The sequence below is a fragment of the Micrococcus sp. GbtcB5 genome, from assembly GCF_019091605.1.
GTDB classification, from domain to species: domain Bacteria; phylum Actinomycetota; class Actinomycetes; order Actinomycetales; family Micrococcaceae; genus Micrococcus; species Micrococcus luteus.
This window is the reverse complement of sequence record NZ_JAGXJK010000014.1, coordinates 21,280-38,645: the sequence shown is the minus strand read 5'-3', so window position 1 is coordinate 38,645 and position 17,366 is coordinate 21,280. Positions and strand designations below refer to the sequence as shown.

The window sequence follows — 17,366 nt, the reverse complement described above, 5'->3', positions numbered from 1 at the left end:
CCGTGCGCATCGCCCTGGCCACCACCGTCCAGCCGGGCCTGGACCACATCGGCCCGCTCGAGCGGCACCAGACGGACATCACGGTCCTCCGCCGGGCCGAAGACCTCGCCGAGCTGCTCGCGATCGCCCGCTCCGGTCTCGTGGACGCGGTCCTCGTAGCCGGGGACACCGAGTCCCTCACCGCCGCCTTCCTGGAGGAGACGGCCCGGCTGCCCCGACCCGTGGGCGTGGCGGCGCTCAGCGAGGTCCGTGCCGAGCGTCGTCGCCTCCGCGGCATGGGGGTGCCCTGCGTGCGCGCCGACGCCGACCCCGAGCAGATCGCCGCCGTCGTCGTGGAGTCCGCGAGCGCGGCCGCGGAGGGCCGCCGGCCGGCGACCTCGCACGGGGAGGACGCCGACCACGCCTTGGATCACGCCGAGGACCTCGACGACCTGCCGATCACCCTGGAGACGCTCGGCGCGGACGAGGTGCCCGGCCTCACGGACCCCTGGCGCGGCGCCGACGAGCCCGACGACGCCGGGCCGGGTGCCGCCCCCGCCGCGGCCACGCCCGACGGCGGCCCCGCCACGGCGGACGAGGGAGCCGACCCCGCACCCTCTCCGGAGGAGGGCGAACCGGCCGGACCCGCGCGGGAGTCCCTGGTGACCGTGGTGTGGGGCCCCACCGGCGCTCCGGGACGCACCACCGTCGCCGTGAACCTCGCCGCCGAGCACGCCGTGGCCGGCCGGAACACGCTGTTGATCGACCTGGACACGTACGGCCCCGCCGTCGGTGTGCACCTGGGGCTGACGGAGGAGTCGGCCGGCGTGGCGCGGGCCGTGCGGCGGGCCGACCACGGCCGGCTGGGCGCCGCCGACCTGGCGGCCGCGGGCGTCCGCGTCCGCGTCGCCGGCGCGGACCTGACGGTTCTGACGGGACTCACCCGCGTGGACCGGTGGCCCGAGCTGCGCCCCGCCGCCGTCTCCGCGCTGATCGCGGCCGCCAGGGAACACTGGGACCGCGTGGTCGTCGACGTCGGGTTCGGTCTCGAGCAGGACGAGGAGTTGTCCTTCGACGTGCCCGCCCCACAGCGCAACGGTGCGACCCTGGCGGCGCTCGCCGCGGCCGACGAGGTCATCGCGGTCGGCGGGCCGGACGCCGTCGCACTGCCCCGCCTGGTCCGCGGGGTCGAGGACCTGGCGGAGGCGGCCCCGGCGGCACGGCTGCGCGTCGTGGTCAACCGGCTCCGGCCCGCGGCCGCCGGCGTCGCCCCGCGAGGCCAGGTCGAGGCCGTCTGGAACCGCTACGCCTCGCCCGCCACGCCGCTGGAGGCGTTCCTGCCGTGGGACCCGGCCGCCGCGGACCCCGCGCTGCTCGCCGGCCAGGTGCTCGCCGAGGCCGCTCCGAACAGCCCGCTGCGTCGCGCCCTCGCCACGCTGGCCGGCGTCCCTGCCCGCCCCGCCCGCCGCGGACGGCACCGCGCACGGCCCTCGCAGACCATCGCCGCCGCGTCCTCCGACGACGCCCGCGACGCCACGGACCCGGGCCGCCCGGCACGTCGCCGTACCCTGATCCCATGGTCAGTTCGCTCGCGCAGGACCCCTTGACGTCGCACCCGGACATCGGAGACGAGGACCGCGCCTGGCTGCAGCGGCTCGTGGGGGACTGGCAGCTCGTGGCGGACCTGGCGCTCGCGGACCTCGTGCTCTGGTGCCCCGTGCCCCGCCGCGACGAGGCCGGAGGGTTCGTCGCGCTCGCCCAGGTCCGGCCCTTCACCGCTCCCACCCTCTTCCACCGCGACATCGTGGGCTCGCGCGCCCGCGCGGACCTGCGGGCCGTCGTCGGGCAGACGTGGCACGGCGGGGAGCGGGCCGAGGGGGCCGGCCCCGTCGAGGCCCCGGGAGGCACGCTGCAGGTGCGTCTGTGGCCGGTGGTCCGCGCCGGGAGGGTCATCGCGGTCGTCTCCGCGCACGCGGACCCGAACGGCCGGCCGGCGCGCTCGGTGATCGAGGAGAACTACAGCCGGACGGCCAGCACCCTGCTGGACATGATGCAGCACGGCCGCTGGCCGGCGCCCGAGGAGCCCTCCGGCCTCTGGGCGGGCGGCACGCCGCGGGTGGGGGACGGCCTCGTCGTGCTCGGGCCGGACTCGGTCGCCGAGTTCACCAGTCCCAACGCGGTCTCCGCCCTGCGCCGGCTGGGCATCGCCTCGACCCTCGAGGGGCACCGGCTCACCGACGTGCTGGCCAGCACCGAGGCCGCCCGCGTTCCCACCGACGAGGGGACGTGGGCGGTGCTCACCGGCCTGCGTGCCGGACGGCGGGAGGTGCAGTCCGGCGGGGCGTCCCTCACGGTGCGCTCCGTCCCCCTGCTCGGTCCGGACGGCTGGCAGGGGGCGCTGCTGCTGCTGCGCGACGTGACCGAGCTGCGCCGCCAGGAGCAGCGTCTGCTCACCAAGGACGCGACCATCCGCGAGATCCACCACCGCGTCAAGAACAACCTGCAGACCGTGGGATCGCTGCTGCGCATGCAGGCGCGGCGCACGTCCTCGCCCGAGGCGGAGCGTGCGCTGCGTCAGGCGATGCAGCGGGTGGACACGATCGCCCTCGTCCACCAGACGCTGAGCGAGGAGATCGAGGACCAGGTCCCCGTGGACGGTCTGCTGCAGCGGCAGTTCCGCCTGGCCGTCGAGGTGGCCGGGGACGGGCGGCCGCTGCAGGTCGCGGTCACGGGCGAGTTCGGTGAACTGCCCTCCCACGTGACCACGCCGCTGGCGCTGGTGCTCAATGAGCTGGCGGCCAACGCCGTCGAGCACGGCACGGCGCCGGGCGGTGGCTGCGTGGGCCTGCACGCCGACCGCGAGTCGACCCCCGCGGGAACGGTGCTGGTCGTGTCCGTGACGGACGGCGGCCCCGCCGCCCCCGACGGATGGGTGCCGGGGGAGTCTCCCCGCGCGGGCGAGGGATCGGGGCTCGGCCTGCGCATCGTGCACTCGCTCGTGGAGGGGGACCTGCGCGGCACCCTGCGCTGGGAGCGGTCCGACGACGGCGGCACGCGCGTCGTGCTGCGACTGCCCCTGACGTGAGCCCGGCCGGGCATGACGACGGCCCCGTCGACGAGGTCGACGGGGCCGGTGGTCCGGGTGGGTCAGGAGGCGCGGCGGGCGCGCGCCGCGCGGCGCTTCATGGCGCGCCGCTCGTCCTCGCTCATGCCGCCCCAGACGCCCGAGTCCTGGCCGGACTCCATGGCCCACTTCAGGCACGTGTCCACGACCTCACACGAACGGCACACCGCCTTGGCCTCCTCGATCTGCAGGAGGGCGGGGCCGGTGTTGCCCACGGGGAAGAACAGCTCCGGGTCCTTGTCCAGGCACGCTGCTTTACTGCGCCAATCCATCGGTCCGCTCACTTTCTGTCGGAAGAGCCGGAGCCCGCGGGCGCCGGTGGTCACGGCCTCCGCCGGCGGCGGGCGCGGGGGCCTGCGCGGACGACGCGCGGCACGACCGATACGGAGGGCGACCCTGGTCATTGCAACGGGGACCGCTTTCGTACGAACGCGGCCCCCGGAAATCTTTCGCGTGCCATCCTCGCACGGCCCTCACGAGTGAACAAGAGGTGAATGAGGTGCATCACCGCACCTCCCAGTGAGTCCTTGGTCACACCCATGCCCGGGGCGGCGCGTCGCCGCGGACCTGGCCCGCGCACCGCCCGGCGTACGGTGGGGGACACGTCCGTCCCCGCAGCCGTCCCGCAGGAGAGGCCCCATGGCACAGTCCCGCCGCCCCGACCCCGTCGCCCCGTCCGAGTCGTCGGGCGCCGACGCGACGACGGTCCCGCCCCGCCCCGGCCGGGGCCTGCCGGTGGCCGTCCTCGTGGTCGCCGCGGCGCTCGTGCTCGAGGCGGGCGCGCTCCTCTGGCTCGCCGTGGACGCGGTGGTGCATGCGGCGGACGGGGTGCTCCCGGCCGGCGCCCGCGTGATGCTGGTCGTCATCTACGCGCTGCTCACCCTGTGGATCCTTGCGACCGCCGTCGCCCTGCTGCGCGGTCGGGCGTGGAGCCGCGGCGCCGCCGTCGCGATCCAGCTCTTCGGTGTGCTCCTGTCGTCATGGCTCTTCAGCGTGGACGCCGCCGCTCTGGGTGGGCCGCTGCTCGCGGTCTCCGGCGTCGCGCTGCTCACCCTCTTCACGACGCCGGTCACCCGGCATCTCACCCCCGCCCCGGAGGCCTCGACGGACGCCTGAGCCCGGCTCCGACGACGACGGCGCGCCCCCGGTCGGGGGCGCGCCGTCGTCGTCATCGGGGGGCGTGGTCAGTTCACCGGGCCGGTGAACTTCTCGCCGGGGCCCTTGCCCGGGGCGTCCGGGAACGGGGAGGCCTCACGGAACGCCAGCTGCAGCGAGCGCAGGCCGTCGCGCAGCGGGCCGGCGTGCTGGCTGCCGATCTCGGGGGCCGCGGCCGTGACCAGCCCGGCGAGGGCCGTGATGAGCTTGCGGGCCTCGTCGAGATCGATGAGCTCGCGGGCGTCGGGGGAGTCGGCCAGGCCGCACTTGACGGCGGCGGCGGTCATCAGGTGCACGGCGGTGGTCGTGATGACCTCGACGGCGGGGACCTCGTGGATGTCGCGGATCTCGGCGGGGGCGTCCATGGGGGTGGCGTCCTGGGCCTGACGTTCGTCTGTCATGGTGGTAAGCTTCCCATAGACCACTCGTGGTCCGCGCACGTCCTCGTCATCCGGTGACCCCGGAGCAGGCGTGCACGGGCCAGGAGCAGCAAAGTGGAGGCCTCTCTCCCACCCGCGTCAGCAGGATGTCCGGTTCGCCCCGGGCCGAGTTGCCGGGTCGCCGGTCGGGACCGCCGCGTCGTGGCGCGCAGCCCGCACCGAGGGTCCCGTCCGACGGGATCGTGTCGAGGCCTCCGTCTGCGTCCGCGCAGGGGAGGCCTTCCTCGTTTCCGAGGGCCCCTCCGGTGGGCGCGGGGTCACCCGTCGTCTCACACAGAGGAGTACCACCATCAGCGATCCCCGCATCAACGAGCGTATCCGCGTTCCGGAAGTCCGCCTGGTCGGCCCGAACGGCGAACAGGTCGGCATCGTCCGCGTCGAGGACGCCCTCCGGCTCGCCGCCGAGGCGGACCTGGATCTCGTGGAGGTGGCCCCCACGGCCAAGCCTCCGGTGTGCAAGCTGATGGATTTCGGCAAGTACAAGTACGAGGCCGCGGTGAAGGCCCGTGAGTCGCGCAAGAACCAGGTGAACACGGTCCTCAAGGAGGTCCGCTTCCGCCTGAAGATCGACAAGCACGACTACGAGACCAAGACCGGCCACGCCAAGAAGTTCCTGAGCCAGGGCGACAAGGTCAAGGCCATCATCCAGTTCCGCGGCCGTGAGCAGCAGCGTCCCGAACTCGGCATCAAGCTGCTGCAGCAGTTCGCCGAGGACGTCGCCGAGCTGGGCACCGTCGAATCGCAGCCGCGCCAGGACGGCCGCAACATGGTGATGGTGGTCGGCCCGCTGCGCACCAAGGCCGATGCGCGGGCGGACCAGCGCAAGAACTCGGCCGAGAGCCACCGCGAGCGTCAGGGCGGCGGTTCGCGTCGCGACCAGGCCGCCCGCGAGGCCAAGGAGCGCGCCGCGCAGAAGGCGGCGTCCGACTCCGCCCCGGTGCGGAATTCGGTCGGGGACGCGTTCCCCGAGCAGCTGAAGGCCATGGCCGCCCGGACGCAGGAGAACGCCTCCGCGGCCCCGGCCGAGACGAAGCAGGCGCCGAAGACCCCGGCCCCGGCGGCTCCCCGCCCGGCCGCGGCCGCCCCGGCTGCGAAGCCGGCCTCCAGCGCCACGCCCGCATCGGCCCCGAAGCCGGCCGCGACGCCGAAGCCGCAGTCCTCGGCTGCGCCGGCTGCCACGCCGAAGTCGCGGTCCGCCGCCAAGCCGGCCGCGCCGTCGTCGGCTCCGAAGCCGGCGGCCAAGCCGATGCCGGCCCCGTCCAAGCCCGCCGCCCCCCGCGGCGGTGCCCCCAAGCCCGGTCCTCGGGCCTGACCCCCCGGGGTCGCCACAGACCAGCCCGGTCCGGACGGACCGGGGTGACCAGCACTGCCGTGCGCGCCGCGCACGGCAGCGATGAGTGAAGGAGAACGGCAGCCATGCCGAAGATGAAGACCCACAGCGGTGCCAAGAAGCGCTTCCGCGTGACCGGCTCCGGCAAGATCATGCGCCAGCAGGCGAACCGCCGCCACTACCTGGAGCACAAGTCCTCGCGCCTGACCCGCCGTCTCAAGGGCGACCAGCTCGTCTCCAAGGGCAGCATCAAGCAGATCAAGCGGATGCTCGGCATCTGACACCCCCCCCGGCCTCGCCGGAACCCCTTCCTCCTCGGCCGTGACGCGCCAGTGCGCGCCCCGGGGACCACACAGATTGGAGTACGCACGTGGCACGTGTGAAGCGGGCAGTGAACGCCCACAAGAAGCGTCGGACCATGCTGGAGCGCGCCTCCGGCTACCGCGGCCAGCGGTCTCGCCTGTACCGCAAGGCGAAGGAGCAGATGCTCCACTCGTTCACCTACAACTACCAGCATCGCCACAAGCGCAAGGGTGACTTCCGTCGCCTGTGGATCACCCGCATCAACGCGGCCGCCCGCGCCAACGGCATGACCTACAACCGCTTCATGCAGGGCCTCAAGCTGGCCGGCGTCGAGGTGGACCGCCGCATGCTGGCCGAGATCGCCGTCTCCGACGCCGCGACCTTCGCCGTGCTGGTGAAGACCGCCCGCGAGGCGCTGCCCGCAGACGTGAACGCCCCCGCCGCCTCCCGCTGAGCCGGCTCCGGGGCCTTGAGGGCCCCCACCACCACGTCCCAGGCGTGAGCACCACCGCCGACGGGGCGGGTCCTCCACCGAGGCCCGCCCCGTCGGCGTCTGCGCACCCGCAGCCGAGCCCCGACCAGGAAGACCCCATGACCCCGCACGCCGAGCCGATGACCCATCCCCGCGCCGAGCGCGTGCGCGCGGTGGCAGTCCTGGCGGGCCGCTCCGCCCGACGCCGGACGGGCACGTTCCTCGTCGAGGGGCCGCAGGCCTGCCGCGAGGCCTTGCGCGCCCACCTGGGGGAGGGGCCGGCGGGCGCGGCGCGGCAGTGGCCGGCCGGTCGCGTCCTCACCCAGGTCTACGTCTCCGCCGGGCTCGCCGACCGGGACTCGGAGCTGGCGGCCCTCGTGGAGCGGGTGGCCGCCGACGGGCCCGACGGCGGCGAGCGGGTGTTCGTGCGGGAGGCCTCGGACGAGGTCCTGACGGCCATGGCGGACGCGGTGACGGGCCAGGGCGTCGTGGCCGTGGCCCGCGTCCCGGATCAGCCCGCCCTGGAGGACGCGTTCGACGGTGCGGCGCTGGCGGCCGTGCTGTGCCGCGTGCAGGACCCGGGCAACGCGGGGACGGTGCTGCGCGCGGCGGACGCCGCGGGCGCGGACGCGGTGGTGCTCACCGCCGGATCGGTGGACCCGTTCAATCCGAAGGTGGTCCGCTCCACCGCCGGGTCCCTGTTCCACCTGCCCGTGCTCGCGGGGGTGCAGGCGGAGGACGTGGCGGTGGCTGCCCGGGCGGCGGGTCTACAGGTGTGGGCCGCCGACGGCCACGGGTCCGATCGACTGGACGCCCTGTCCCCGGCGTCGCTGGGGGCGCGCACCGCCTGGCTGTTCGGCAATGAGGCCCAGGGCCTGGACGAGGCGGAGCTGGCCCTGGCGGAGCGCCGGGTGGCCGTGCCCCTCTACGGCGCCGCGGAGTCCCTGAACGTGGGCACGGCGGCCACGGTGTGCCTCTACGCCTCGGCGATGGCCTCGCCGACCACGCGGGACTGAACGCACACGCCAGAAGGGGCGGGGATCCGTGAGGATCCCCGCCCCTTCTGGGGTCGACCCGGCGGGTGCCGGGTCAGCCGATGTCAGCTCAGACGCGGGTGCCGCGGCGGCTGGTGATGGCCTGCCAGATGAAGGCCACGATGACGCCGCCGATCACAGACCAGATGAGCGTCTGCCAGCTGAACGCGTCGCCGAGCCCTTCCCCGCCGAGCAGGGTGGAGATCCAGCCACCGAGAACGGCACCCAGGAGGCCCGTGATGAGGGCACCCAGCCAGCCGGAGCCCTGTCGCCCCGGAAGAATTAGGCGAGCGATGGCACCGGCGATGAGGCCGATAATGATCCAAGCGATGATGGTGAACATGCTGATGTTCCTTTCGAGTTGCGGATGATGACGTACGGAAAGGAACTTAGCAAAGCCGATTCCACCTGTGCCACCTCTGACGGCCCGCTACCCCTCGATCGCGAGGTCAGCCGCCCGTGGACCGAGCGCGCCGCACGCGATTCACACGGTGGCGGCGGAGGGGCCGTCGTGCGGGACGGCGCCGACGGCGGGGGTGCGTCGGACCAGCAGGAGCGCGAGGACGAGGCCGCCGAGGGCAATGGCGGCACCGATGAGCGGCGGGGTCCTCAGGGAGGCTCCGGCGCCGATCGCGGCCGCGCCGACCCAGGCCCCCATGGCGTTGGCCATGTTCAGTGCGGAGTGGTTCAGGGAGCCCGCCAACTGCGGCGCGGTGGGGGCGGAGTCCACCAGCAGCACCTGCAGGGACGGGGCGATCCCGGAGCCGCTGACGGCCACCAGGAAGAGGAAGACCACCATCACGGGCGCCCACTGCGCGGTCAGGCCGACGCCCAGAAGGAAGACAGCGCTGAGTGCGAAGCTCAGACGCAGCGTGCGCACCGGGTCGCGGTCCGTGAGGGCGCCGCCGACGAGCGTGCCGACGACCATGCCCACCCCGTAGAGGGCCAGGACGGCGGGCACCCACCGCTCATCGAGGCCGGACACCGTGGTCAGCAGGGGGGCGATGTAGGTGTAGAGGGCGAACATGCCGGCGAAGCCGAGGACGCCGACGGCCACCGTGGCCCACAGGCGCCCGGACGCCAGGCCGCGCAGCTCGCGGCGCACGGACGCCCCCTCGGGCGCCGGGACCGGCGGCACGAGCCATGCGGTGGCGGCCACGCACAGGGCCGCGCACGTCGCCACGATGACGAACATCCAGCGCCAGCCGGCGGCCTGCCCGAGCGCCGTCGCGCCCGGCACGCCCAGCACGTTGGCCACGGACAGCCCGGCCATCACCCACGCCACGGCCTGGCCGCGGCGGGCGGGCCCGGCGAGGTCCGCCGCGGCCAGGGCGGCCGCGGAGAAGTAGGCGCCGTGGGGCAGGCCCGACACGAACCGGGCCGCCATCATGCTCCCCATGTCCGGGGCGAGGAAGGCGGCCACGTGCCCCACGACGAACAGCAGCATCAGCACGATGCTCGTGACCCGCCGGTCGACGCGGGCGAAGGACGCGGCCAGCAGGGGAGCGCCGATCACGACGCCCAACGCGTACATGGAGATGAGCACGCCGCCGGCCTCGAGACCGATGCCGAGGTCGGCCACCGCCTGCGGCAGCAGGCCCATCATCGCGAACTCCGTGGTGCCGATCGCGAAGCTGCCCAGGGCCAGCGCGAGGATGGCCGGCAGCAGACGCACGCGCCGGCCGCCCAGCAGCGCGCCCGGGCCCGTCGGCGCGGTCGGCGGGATGGGCGGGTCCGGGCGCGTCGGACGCGGGGCGCGGGGGGAACGGTCGTGGGCGCCGTCGGCGGCGGGAGTGGGGGTGGGCACCGACCCAGCCTACGGACTCCGGTCTGCGGGGGCGGGGGCCTCGCTAGCCTGGGCTCATGACCTCCGCCACACCTGCTCGCCCCGTGCTCCCCGCCAGCCCGACGACGTCGCCCCGGGACGGTGCGCGACCGCGGCTGGTCGTGGGGCTCGCGCTGCTCGACGATGCGGCCGCGCCGACCCGCCTGCTGGCGGCCCGCCGCAGCGCGCCCGCCGCGCTGCGGGGACTCTGGGAGTTCCCCGGGGGCAAGGTCGAGCCGGGGGAGGGTGCCCAGGAGGCGCTGCTGCGGGAGTGTCGGGAGGAGCTCGGGGTCGCCGTGCGGCTCGGCCCCGAGGTGGCGGCGCCGGAGCCGGACGGGTGGGAGCTGGCCAACGGCGCCCGGATGCGGGTGTTCTGGGGCGTCCTGGCGGAGGAGGGGACGACACCCCGAGCCCTCCAGGACCACGACCTGCTGGCGTGGCTGCCGCTCGCCGGGCCGGGCGTGCGGCACCTGGACTGGATCCCGGCGGACCGGCCGATCGTGGCCGAGGTGCTCCGTGGCGCCGCCACGGCGTTCTCCGCGGGGCGCTGAGTCGACACGCGGCCGGCCGCGCCCCGCGGACCGGTCAGAACAGCGCGGGCTGCGCCGCCGGAGCGGAGGGCCGGGGTGCCGGGGTGCGCCGGGCCGTGGGACCGTCCTCGCGCCGGATGCCGTGGGCGCCGCCGCGGGCCAGGCCGTGCCGTGCGGCGGCCTCCCCGGCCACCCGGGTGAGCATGCGGCGGTACGACTCGGGCGCGTAGGCGGACCGGGCGTACATCTGCTCGTAGCCGCCCAGCAGATCCGGGTGCTCGCGGCGGATCCAGTCCAGGTACCACTCCTTCGCGCCCGGCCGCAGGTGCAGGGCGCCCGGCATGACGCGCGCCGCCCCGGCGTCCGCCAGCGCGCGCATGAGGGCGTCGATCTCGCGGTCCCCGTCCGTGAGCCACGGCAGCAGAGGCATGGCCATGACGGTGACGTCCGCACCCGCGGCGGCGAGCCGCTCGATCAGGCGCAGGCGTGCGGTCGGCGACGGTGTGCCCGGCTCGACCGCGGCGGCGATGGCGGGGTCGAGCATCGCCAGGGACAGCGAGACCTGCACGGGCACCTGGCGCGAGGCCGCCTGCAGCAGGGGCACATCCCGCGCGAGCAGGGTCCCCTTGGTCAGCACGGAGAACGGGGTGCCGGAATCCGCCAGGGCTCGGATGATCCCGGGCATCAGCGCGTAGCGGCCCTCGGCCCGCTGATACGGGTCCGTGTTGGTCCCCAACGCCACCGCCTCGCGGCCCCACGTGGGGCGGGCGAGCTCGGCGCGCAGCACCTCGGCGACGTTGACCTTCACGACGATCTGCCGGTCGAATTCGGCCCCGGCATCGAGCTCGAGGAAGGTGTGGGTGCTGCGGGCGTAGCAGTACCGGCAGGCGTGGGTGCAGCCGCGGTACGGGTTCACGGTCCAGCGGAACGGCATGGCCGAGGCAGACGGCACCGAGTTCAGCGCGGTCTTCGCGAGCACCTCATGGAAGGTGACCCCCGCGAACTCCGGGGTGGTGACACTCCGCTGCAGGTCCGAGAGCGGCAGCAGGGCGGCGGAGCCGGCCGGTGTGCCGGCCGTCGCCCGCTGGGCTCCGCCCTCGGACCGCAGGGTCTGCGCTTCCCATCGCATGGCCAGAAGTAGAACACATGTTCGAATCGACCCGCAAGCGTGTTCGAGTCCGGGCGTGGCGCGGGCGCCGAGACGCGCCTACCGTGGTCGCCATGACCTCCCGTGCACCCGCCCCGGCCGCCCGCGTCCTGCTCACGGGCTTCGAGCCCTTCGGCGGCGACGTCCACAACCCGTCGATCGCCGCCGCGCGGGACGCCGTGGGCATCCTGGCGGACCGGGGTGTGACGGCCGAGGCGGTCGAGCTGCCGTGCGCGTTCGGCGCGGCGGGGCCTGCCCTGACCGCGGCTCTCGACCGGGTCCGGCCGGAGGCGGCGATCGCCGTGGGGCTGGCCGGCGGCACGGCGGCCGTCCGGGTCGAGCGGGTGGCCGTGAACCTGCAGGACGCCCGGATCCCGGACAACGCGGGGGACCAGCCCGTGGACCGGCCCGTGCGCGCTGACGGGCCCGCGGCCCTGTTCGCCACCCTGCTCGCCAAGCGTGCCGTCTCCGCGATCCGGGCGGCCGGCGTCGCCGCGGAGCCGTCCCTGTCCGCGGGCGCATTCGTGTGCAACCACGTCATGTACTCGCTCCTCGACGCCCCCGGCACCGCCCGGGCCGCCGGCTTCCTCCACGTGCCGTGGGATACCGAGCACCGCCCGACGCCGGACACCCCGGCGCTGCCCGCGGCCGACCTGGCGCGCGCGGTGGCCGAGGCCGCCCTGACGGCGCTGGCCGGCGGCCCCGACCTCGAGGTCCCCGGCGGCACCCTGCACTGACCCCCGGACCCCGGGTCCGTGTCGGCGCGACCGCCCGTGCCCGTCAGCGGCGGCGCCGCAGGCCGCGGACCACGGGCCGCTCGACGTAGCCGCCCAGGGTCAGGCCCGCGCGTCGTTCGAAGACGTTGCGCGACGCCGGGTCCCCGGTCCGCCACGTCGACCACGCCGCCGCCAGCGCGTACGCCGGCAGGAAGGGCAGACCCAGCAGGAGGGCGTACTGGCCCGCATGGCCGGCCTCGTGCCGCCACAGCGCGGGCGTCATGCGCAGGCCGGGGCGGGTGAACACGACGTCGCCGACCGTGAACGCGGCCCCGCCCGGGAACCGGTGCGTCCAGCCGCGGGCCTCGATCAGCCCGTGCGGCCCGGGCCGCAGCGCGCAGCCGGCGACGACGGCGCCCACCAGCCCCAGCGGCGTCGCCAGGTTCAGCAGGTTCCACAGCCCGCGCGCCCGCACGTGCGCCGGAGGCGACGGCCGGGAGGGGGCCGCGGTCATGGCTGTGCCGCCGGATCGGCGTCCCCGGCGGGGGACCCGGACGCGGGGACGTCGAAGTAGAGCGGGGCATGGGCCGCGCAGCCCGGGTTGAACGGCGCCCCGCAGGCCGGGCACGCGGGATCGGCGGCGGCCTCGAGGGCGAGGTAGGCGGTCACGCTCAGCTCGGTGCGGCACACCCCGCACAGCACGTGCGGCCGGTCGAAGTCGCCGGCCGGCACCGGTACGGCCGGGTGGTCGGCGAGTTCCGCGTGGCAGCGGTGGCAGGACCAGTACGCGGGGCAGCAGGCGGAGCGCAGGGCGACGACGTCCCGCGCCGTGGCGTAATGGGCGCAGCGGGTCTGCGCGTCCAGGCCCACGCCCCGCAGCAGCGGGTCGGTGCCGTCGAGGGAGTCCGGGGCGGTCATGCGCCTCAGCCTAGGCCGAGCGCGTCCGGGGCGGACACTAGACTGACGGGCGTCCCACCGTCCCCCATGCGAAGGTCGTTGCCCTGATGACACCCAGCCCCGAGACCGGCGCGGAGCCCACCGCGCCCGTGGCGGAGATCTCCCCCGTGGACGCGGAGGCGGTGGAGGCCGCCGTGCAGGCCGCGCTCGCCGCGTACGAGGCCGCGGCGGACCTCGATGAGCTCAAGGCCGCCCGCCTGGCCCACACCGGCGACCGGGCCCCCCTGACTCTCGCGAACAAGGCGATCGGCGCCCTGCCCAAGGAGCGCAAGGCGGAGGCCGGCAAGCTCATGGGCGCCGCACGCGGCCGCCTGGGCAAGGCCCTGGCCGCCCGCACCGAGGTGCTCGAGGCGGAGCAGGCCGCGCGGATCCTGCGCGAGGAGACGGTGGATGTGACCACCGCGGTCCGTCGCCGCCGCGTCGGCGCCCGTCACCCGCTCTCGCTGACCATGGACCGCGTCTCGGAGATCTTCGTCGGCATGGGCTGGGAGATCGCGGAGGGCCCCGAGCTCGAGTCCGAGTGGTTCAACTTCGACTCCCTCAACTTCGCGCCGGACCATCCGGCCCGCGAGATGCAGGACACCTTCTTCGTGGCCCCGACCGAGGCCCACCTGCTGCTGCGCACCCACACCTCCCCGGTGCAGATGCGCTCCCTGCTCGAGCGGGGCGCCCCCACCTACGTGCTGTGCCCGGGTCGCACCTTCCGCACGGACGAGCTGGACGCCACGCACACCCCGGTGTTCCACCAGTTCGAGGGCCTGGCCGTGGACAAGGGCCTGACCATGGCCCACCTGCGCGGCACCCTCGAGTACTTCGCCCGCCAGATGTTCGGGGCCGAGGCGGCCATCCGCCTGCGCCCGAACTTCTTCCCGTTCACCGAGCCCAGCGCCGAGCTGGACATCTGGCACCCCGGCGCCAAGGGCGGGCCCCGATGGATCGAGTGGGGCGGCTGCGGCATGGTGCACCCGAATGTGCTGCGCGCCGCGGGCCTGGACCCGGAGGAGTACTCCGGGTTCGCGTTCGGCATGGGCGTGGAGCGCACGCTCATGTTCCGCAACGAGGTCCCGGACATGCACGACATGATCGAGGGCGACGTCCGCTTCTCCCAGCACTTCGGAATGGAGGTCTGATCCATGCGCATCCCCCTGGACTGGCTGCGGGAGTTCGTCCCCGTGCCCGCGGAGCACCGTGCCGAGGACGTGATGGCCGACCTCGTCCGCGTCGGCCTCGAGGAGGAGGACGTCCACCGTCCGGCCGCCGAGCTGCAGGGCCCGATCGTCGTCGGGCAGGTGCTCTCCAAGGAGCCCGAGCCGCAGAAGAACGGCAAGACCATCAACTGGTGCTCCGTGCGGGTGGTTCCCGAGGGCGCCGCCCAGCCGCTCACCGGCGAGGGCATCGAGCCCTCCGGCGTGCAGGGCATCGTGTGCGGCGCCCACAACTTCGAGGTCGGGGACAAGGTCGTCGTGACCCTGCCCGGCGCGGTGCTGCCCGGCGACTTCCGCATCAGCCCCCGCAAGACCTACGGGCACGTCTCGGCCGGGATGATCGCCTCCAGCACGGAGCTGGGCATGGGCGACGACGGCACGGACGGGATCATCGTGCTCGGCGACCTCGGGCTCGACCCCGAGCCGGGCACCGACGCCCGGGACGTCCTGGACCTGCACGGCGAGGCCGCCGAGATCAACGTGACGCCCGACCGCGGCTACGCGTTCTCGATGCGCGGCGTCGCGCGCGAGTACGCGCACGCCACCGGCGTGCCCTTCACGGACCCGGCCGCCGCCGTCCACCCGCCCGCGGCCGACGACGCCGGCCCGGCCGTCCGCATCGACGACGACGCGCCGATCCACGGCGAGCCCGGGGCCACCCGCTTCGTGGCCCGCACGGTCTCCGGCGTGGACGCGACCCGCCCGACCCCGCCGTGGCTGGCCGCGCGCCTGCGCCTGGCCGGCATCCGCACCATCTCCCTGCCGGTGGACATCTCCAACTACGTCATGTGGGAGCTGGGCCAGCCCCTGCACTTCTACGACGCGGACACGCTCTCCGGCGAGATCGTGGTGCGCCGCGCGCGGGCCGGAGAGACTCTGACCACCCTCGACGGCAAGGAGCGCGAGCTCGACGCGGAGGACCTGCTCATCACGGACGACTCCGGCCCCATCGGCCTGGCGGGCGTCATGGGCGGGGCCGCCACCGAGGTCACGGACGCCACCACCACGATCGTGGTCGAGTCCGCGAACTTCGACCCCGTGTCGATCGCGCGTACGCGGCGCCGGCACCGCCTGCCCTCGGAGGCGTCGAAGCGCAACGAGCGCGGCGTCGACTGGGAGATCGCCGACGAGGCGGCCGAGCGGGCCGTCCAGATGCTCGTCGAGCTCGCCGGCGGCACCGCCGAGCCCGGGGTCACCGACGTCGGGACGCGGCCGCAGCCGGCCGTCGTCGAGATGGCCGCCGACTTCCCCTCCGCCCTGGTGGGCGTGGCGTACACGACCGACGAGGTCGTGGTGACGCTGGGGGCCCTGGGGGCCGAGGTGACCGTCGCCGAGGCCGCCGCCGACGTCGCCCCGCGGCTGACCGTGACCGCGCCGTCGTGGCGCACGGACCTGCGCATCCCCGAGGACCTCGCCGAGGAGGTCGCGCGCCTGCGCGGCTACGACGCGATCCCCTCCGTGGTGCCCGTGGCCCCGCCGGGCCGCGGCTTCACCCGCCGCCAGGCCCAGCGTCGCCGCGTGTCGGCCGCGCTCGCGGCCGCGGGACTCACCGAGGTGCTCGCCTACCCGTTCGTCTCCGAGGAGCAGAACCGGCGTTTCGGGGCGGACTCGGACGCGCAGGGCCAGGCCCTGGCGATGGTGGCCCTGGCCAATCCGATCGCCTCCCAGTACCGGTACCTGCGCCTGTCGCTGCTGCCGGGCCTCGTCGAGACCGCGCGCCGCAACCTCGGACGCGGCTTCCGCGATCTGGCGCTGTACGAGATGGGGCTGGTCTTCCTGCCCGGCGCGCAGCTGGGCTCGGCGACGATCCCCCCGCGCGCGGTCCACCCCTCCGCCGAGGTCCTCGCCGACCTCGAGGCCGGCATCCCCGCTCAGCCGTGGCACGTGGCCGGTCTGTACGCCGGGCACGACTCGGCGCCCGGGCCGGACCACGACCCCCGCCCGGTGGACTGGCAGGACGCGATCGCCGGGGCCCTCGACGTGGCCGACGTCCTCGGCGTCGAGCTGACCGTCCGGCAGGGCCGGCACCACGCGTTCCACCCGGGCCGGGTGGCCGAGCTCGTCGTCGTGACCGAGCACGGGGACCGGGTGGTGGGCGTCGCCGGCGAGCTGCACCCGCAGTGGCTCGAGGCCGAGGACCTGCCCGCCCGCACGAGCGTGTGGGAGCTGGACCTGGACGCGCTGTGCGCCGCGGCCCCCGAGATCGTGGTCGCCGCACCGCTGTCCACGTTCCCCGTGAGCACGCAGGACGTGGCGCTCGTGGTGGACGAGGCCGTCGTGGCCGGGGACGTGCGCGCGACCCTCGCCGAGGGTGCCGGGGAGCTGCTCGAGGCCGTCGAGCTGTTCGACGTCTACCGGGGCGCGGGCGTGCCGGAGGGGCGGAAGTCCCTCGCGTTCTCCCTGCGCTTCCGCGCCCCTGACCGCACGCTCACCGCGGAGGAGGTCTCCGAGGCCCGCGCCGCGGCCACCGCGCTCGCGGCGCAGCGGCACGGGGCGGTCCAGCGCTGACCGTGTCCGTCGCGACCGGCCCGTGGGGCCTGACCTCGGCCGTCCCCGCCTCGGCGGGGGCGGCCGACGCCGTCTCCGCGCTGCTCGGTCAGGTGCGCACCGCCCTGACGGCGGCCTGGGGCGTGCCGGTGGGGCCGCTCGGGCTCCGGCACGCCTGCCCGCGCTGCGGCTCGGCCGCGCACGGCGTCCCCGCGCTGACCGGCCTGCCCCCCGGCCGGGTCGCCCTCGTCTCGTTCACGCGCGTCCGGATGCCCGGCACTGAGGACCGGGCTCGGATCGGGGCGTGGTGGGCGCCGGCACGGCCCGCCGACGGGCTCGGCCTCGGGGTGGACGTCGAGCGGGCGGACGCCGCGGCCTTCGCGGACGAGGACGGCCTGGGCGGGGTGGGCTTCTCGACGGCGGAGCGCGCCCGGGTGCGGGAGCTTCCCGCCCCCGAGAGGCCCGCCGCGCGGGCCCGGCTGTGGACGCGGAAGGAGGCGCTCGTGAAGGCCGCCGGCACCGGCTTCACGGGCGACCCCGCCGCCGTCGACGCACTGACCGTGCCGGCCGACGTCGTGCTGGTGGACCTCACCGACCGGCTGCCGGGCGGTCTCCTCGGGGCGCTGGCGCTGCGGGGCCGCTGAGTCGACCGCGCGGGCGCC

19 protein-coding genes are annotated in these 17,366 nt (G+C 75.3%); 12 read left to right on the top strand and 7 right to left on the bottom strand.

Annotated elements, in window-relative coordinates; genetic code table 11:
- Nucleotides 1-2: 2 nt before the first annotated feature.
- Together KVS67_RS06810 and KVS67_RS06805 are read left to right on the top strand one after the other, a co-directional pair.
- Nucleotides 3-1,586, top strand: a complete 1,584-nt coding sequence (locus KVS67_RS06810) for a tyrosine-protein kinase family protein (RefSeq protein ID WP_063189505.1) — start codon at nucleotides 3-5, stop codon at nucleotides 1,584-1,586.
- Complete coding sequence (locus KVS67_RS06805; RefSeq protein WP_036316015.1) at nucleotides 1,556-3,064, top strand: sensor histidine kinase; 1,509 nt, start codon at nucleotides 1,556-1,558, stop codon at nucleotides 3,062-3,064. Before KVS67_RS06810 ends, KVS67_RS06805 begins: the two co-directional genes overlap by 31 nt.
- 62 nt (nucleotides 3,065-3,126) lie before the next feature.
- Here the strand turns inward: KVS67_RS06805 and KVS67_RS06800 are convergent, their stop codons facing one another.
- The gene (locus KVS67_RS06800; protein ID WP_002854852.1) at nucleotides 3,127-3,375 is read right to left on the bottom strand and encodes a WhiB family transcriptional regulator; all 249 of its coding nucleotides are present in this window, start codon (nucleotides 3,373-3,375) and stop codon (nucleotides 3,127-3,129) included.
- Between the two features lie 367 nt (nucleotides 3,376-3,742).
- Here KVS67_RS06800 and KVS67_RS06795 point away from each other — a divergent pair, with 367 nt between their 5' ends.
- Nucleotides 3,743-4,219 (top strand): hypothetical protein, encoded by a 477-nt coding sequence (locus KVS67_RS06795; RefSeq protein ID WP_041105247.1) that lies wholly within the window; start codon nucleotides 3,743-3,745, stop codon nucleotides 4,217-4,219.
- Between the two features lie 68 nt (nucleotides 4,220-4,287).
- Here the strand turns inward: KVS67_RS06795 and KVS67_RS06790 are convergent, their stop codons facing one another.
- The gene (locus KVS67_RS06790; protein ID WP_036313345.1) at nucleotides 4,288-4,659 is read right to left on the bottom strand and encodes a DUF1844 domain-containing protein; all 372 of its coding nucleotides are present in this window, start codon (nucleotides 4,657-4,659) and stop codon (nucleotides 4,288-4,290) included.
- Between the two features lie 328 nt (nucleotides 4,660-4,987).
- Between KVS67_RS06790 and infC the strand changes: the two genes are divergently transcribed.
- The 4 genes from infC to KVS67_RS06770 all read left to right on the top strand — a co-directional run bounded on the left by infC (nucleotide 4,988) and on the right by KVS67_RS06770 (nucleotide 7,819).
- The gene (infC, locus tag KVS67_RS06785) at nucleotides 4,988-6,010 is read left to right on the top strand and encodes a translation initiation factor IF-3 (protein ID WP_217565153.1); all 1,023 of its coding nucleotides are present in this window, start codon (nucleotides 4,988-4,990) and stop codon (nucleotides 6,008-6,010) included.
- A 104-nt stretch (nucleotides 6,011-6,114) separates the two neighbouring features.
- Entirely contained in the window at nucleotides 6,115-6,309 is a 195-nt protein-coding gene (rpmI, locus tag KVS67_RS06780; RefSeq protein ID WP_002853699.1) for a 50S ribosomal protein L35, read from the top strand.
- Between the two features lie 89 nt (nucleotides 6,310-6,398).
- Nucleotides 6,399-6,785, top strand: coding sequence for a 50S ribosomal protein L20 (rplT, locus tag KVS67_RS06775; protein ID WP_002853696.1), 387 nt, complete (start codon nucleotides 6,399-6,401; stop codon nucleotides 6,783-6,785).
- 137 nt (nucleotides 6,786-6,922) lie between these two features.
- Entirely contained in the window at nucleotides 6,923-7,819 is an 897-nt protein-coding gene (locus KVS67_RS06770; RefSeq protein ID WP_063189503.1) for an RNA methyltransferase, read from the top strand.
- Nucleotides 7,820-7,907: 88 nt separating this feature from the next.
- On the opposite strand, the gene KVS67_RS06765 is transcribed toward KVS67_RS06770, so the two are convergent.
- On the bottom strand, nucleotides 7,908-8,180 hold the full coding sequence (locus tag KVS67_RS06765; protein WP_036315639.1) for a GlsB/YeaQ/YmgE family stress response membrane protein: 273 nt from the start codon (nucleotides 8,178-8,180) through the stop codon (nucleotides 7,908-7,910).
- Nucleotides 8,181-8,321: 141 nt separating this feature from the next.
- On the bottom strand, nucleotides 8,322-9,644 hold the full coding sequence (locus tag KVS67_RS06760; RefSeq protein ID WP_063189501.1) for an MFS transporter: 1,323 nt from the start codon (nucleotides 9,642-9,644) through the stop codon (nucleotides 8,322-8,324).
- 56 nt (nucleotides 9,645-9,700) lie between these two features.
- On the opposite strand from KVS67_RS06760, the gene KVS67_RS06755 reads away from it, so the two are divergent.
- Nucleotides 9,701-10,213 (top strand): (deoxy)nucleoside triphosphate pyrophosphohydrolase, encoded by a 513-nt coding sequence (locus tag KVS67_RS06755; protein ID WP_063189499.1) that lies wholly within the window; start codon nucleotides 9,701-9,703, stop codon nucleotides 10,211-10,213.
- Nucleotides 10,214-10,247: 34 nt separating this feature from the next.
- Here KVS67_RS06755 and KVS67_RS06750 read toward each other — a convergent pair whose 3' ends face one another.
- Nucleotides 10,248-11,321, bottom strand: coding sequence for an Rv2578c family radical SAM protein (locus KVS67_RS06750; RefSeq protein ID WP_063189497.1), 1,074 nt, complete (start codon nucleotides 11,319-11,321; stop codon nucleotides 10,248-10,250).
- Nucleotides 11,322-11,413: 92 nt separating this feature from the next.
- On the opposite strand from KVS67_RS06750, the gene KVS67_RS06745 reads away from it, so the two are divergent.
- Nucleotides 11,414-12,076 (top strand): hypothetical protein, encoded by a 663-nt coding sequence (locus tag KVS67_RS06745; protein ID WP_063189574.1) that lies wholly within the window; start codon nucleotides 11,414-11,416, stop codon nucleotides 12,074-12,076.
- 43 nt (nucleotides 12,077-12,119) lie between these two features.
- On the opposite strand, the gene KVS67_RS06740 is transcribed toward KVS67_RS06745, so the two are convergent.
- Both KVS67_RS06740 and KVS67_RS06735 read right to left on the bottom strand, forming a co-directional pair.
- Nucleotides 12,120-12,569, bottom strand: coding sequence for a hypothetical protein (locus KVS67_RS06740; protein ID WP_063189495.1), 450 nt, complete (start codon nucleotides 12,567-12,569; stop codon nucleotides 12,120-12,122).
- Complete coding sequence (locus tag KVS67_RS06735; RefSeq protein ID WP_063189494.1) at nucleotides 12,566-12,973, bottom strand: CHY zinc finger protein; 408 nt, start codon at nucleotides 12,971-12,973, stop codon at nucleotides 12,566-12,568. The genes KVS67_RS06740 and KVS67_RS06735 overlap by 4 nt, the downstream gene beginning before the upstream one ends.
- Nucleotides 12,974-13,059: 86 nt before the next feature.
- Here KVS67_RS06735 and pheS point away from each other — a divergent pair, with 86 nt between their 5' ends.
- From pheS to KVS67_RS06720, 3 genes are read left to right on the top strand one after another with little or no spacing between them, the layout of a single operon-like run.
- Nucleotides 13,060-14,142 carry a phenylalanine--tRNA ligase subunit alpha gene (gene pheS, locus KVS67_RS06730; protein ID WP_063189492.1) on the top strand — a complete coding sequence of 361 codons (1,083 nt, stop codon included), beginning with the start codon at nucleotides 13,060-13,062 and terminating at the stop codon, nucleotides 14,140-14,142.
- Between the two features lie 3 nt (nucleotides 14,143-14,145).
- Nucleotides 14,146-16,725 (top strand): phenylalanine--tRNA ligase subunit beta, encoded by a 2,580-nt coding sequence (gene pheT / locus KVS67_RS06725; protein ID WP_063189490.1) that lies wholly within the window; start codon nucleotides 14,146-14,148, stop codon nucleotides 16,723-16,725.
- Nucleotides 16,726-16,727: 2 nt separating this feature from the next.
- Nucleotides 16,728-17,348, top strand: coding sequence for a 4'-phosphopantetheinyl transferase superfamily protein (locus tag KVS67_RS06720; protein ID WP_036337488.1), 621 nt, complete (start codon nucleotides 16,728-16,730; stop codon nucleotides 17,346-17,348).
- Nucleotides 17,349-17,366: the final 18 nt, after the last annotated feature.

What these genes read in the sequence shown, in the direction of transcription:
- KVS67_RS06765 (WP_036315639.1), bottom strand. Translation starts at nt 8,180, where the DNA reads ATGTTCACCATCATCGCTTGGATCATTATCGGCCTCATCGCCGGTGCC.
- KVS67_RS06750 (WP_063189497.1), bottom strand. Translation starts at nt 11,321, where the DNA reads ATGCGATGGGAAGCGCAGACCCTGCGGTCCGAGGGCGGAGCCCAGCGG.
- KVS67_RS06735 (WP_063189494.1), bottom strand. Translation starts at nt 12,973, where the DNA reads ATGACCGCCCCGGACTCCCTCGACGGCACCGACCCGCTGCTGCGGGGC.
- KVS67_RS06740 (WP_063189495.1), bottom strand. Translation starts at nt 12,569, where the DNA reads ATGACCGCGGCCCCCTCCCGGCCGTCGCCTCCGGCGCACGTGCGGGCG.
- rpmI (WP_002853699.1), top strand. Translation starts at nt 6,115, where the DNA reads ATGCCGAAGATGAAGACCCACAGCGGTGCCAAGAAGCGCTTCCGCGTG.
- pheS (WP_063189492.1), top strand. Translation starts at nt 13,060, where the DNA reads ATGACACCCAGCCCCGAGACCGGCGCGGAGCCCACCGCGCCCGTGGCG.
- KVS67_RS06805 (WP_036316015.1), top strand. Translation starts at nt 1,556, where the DNA reads ATGGTCAGTTCGCTCGCGCAGGACCCCTTGACGTCGCACCCGGACATC.
- KVS67_RS06745 (WP_063189574.1), top strand. Translation starts at nt 11,414, where the DNA reads ATGACCTCCCGTGCACCCGCCCCGGCCGCCCGCGTCCTGCTCACGGGC.
- KVS67_RS06755 (WP_063189499.1), top strand. Translation starts at nt 9,701, where the DNA reads ATGACCTCCGCCACACCTGCTCGCCCCGTGCTCCCCGCCAGCCCGACG.
- pheT (WP_063189490.1), top strand. Translation starts at nt 14,146, where the DNA reads ATGCGCATCCCCCTGGACTGGCTGCGGGAGTTCGTCCCCGTGCCCGCG.
- KVS67_RS06800 (WP_002854852.1), bottom strand. Translation starts at nt 3,375, where the DNA reads ATGGATTGGCGCAGTAAAGCAGCGTGCCTGGACAAGGACCCGGAGCTG.
- KVS67_RS06795 (WP_041105247.1), top strand. Translation starts at nt 3,743, where the DNA reads ATGGCACAGTCCCGCCGCCCCGACCCCGTCGCCCCGTCCGAGTCGTCG.
- KVS67_RS06770 (WP_063189503.1), top strand. Translation starts at nt 6,923, where the DNA reads ATGACCCCGCACGCCGAGCCGATGACCCATCCCCGCGCCGAGCGCGTG.
- KVS67_RS06790 (WP_036313345.1), bottom strand. Translation starts at nt 4,659, where the DNA reads ATGACAGACGAACGTCAGGCCCAGGACGCCACCCCCATGGACGCCCCC.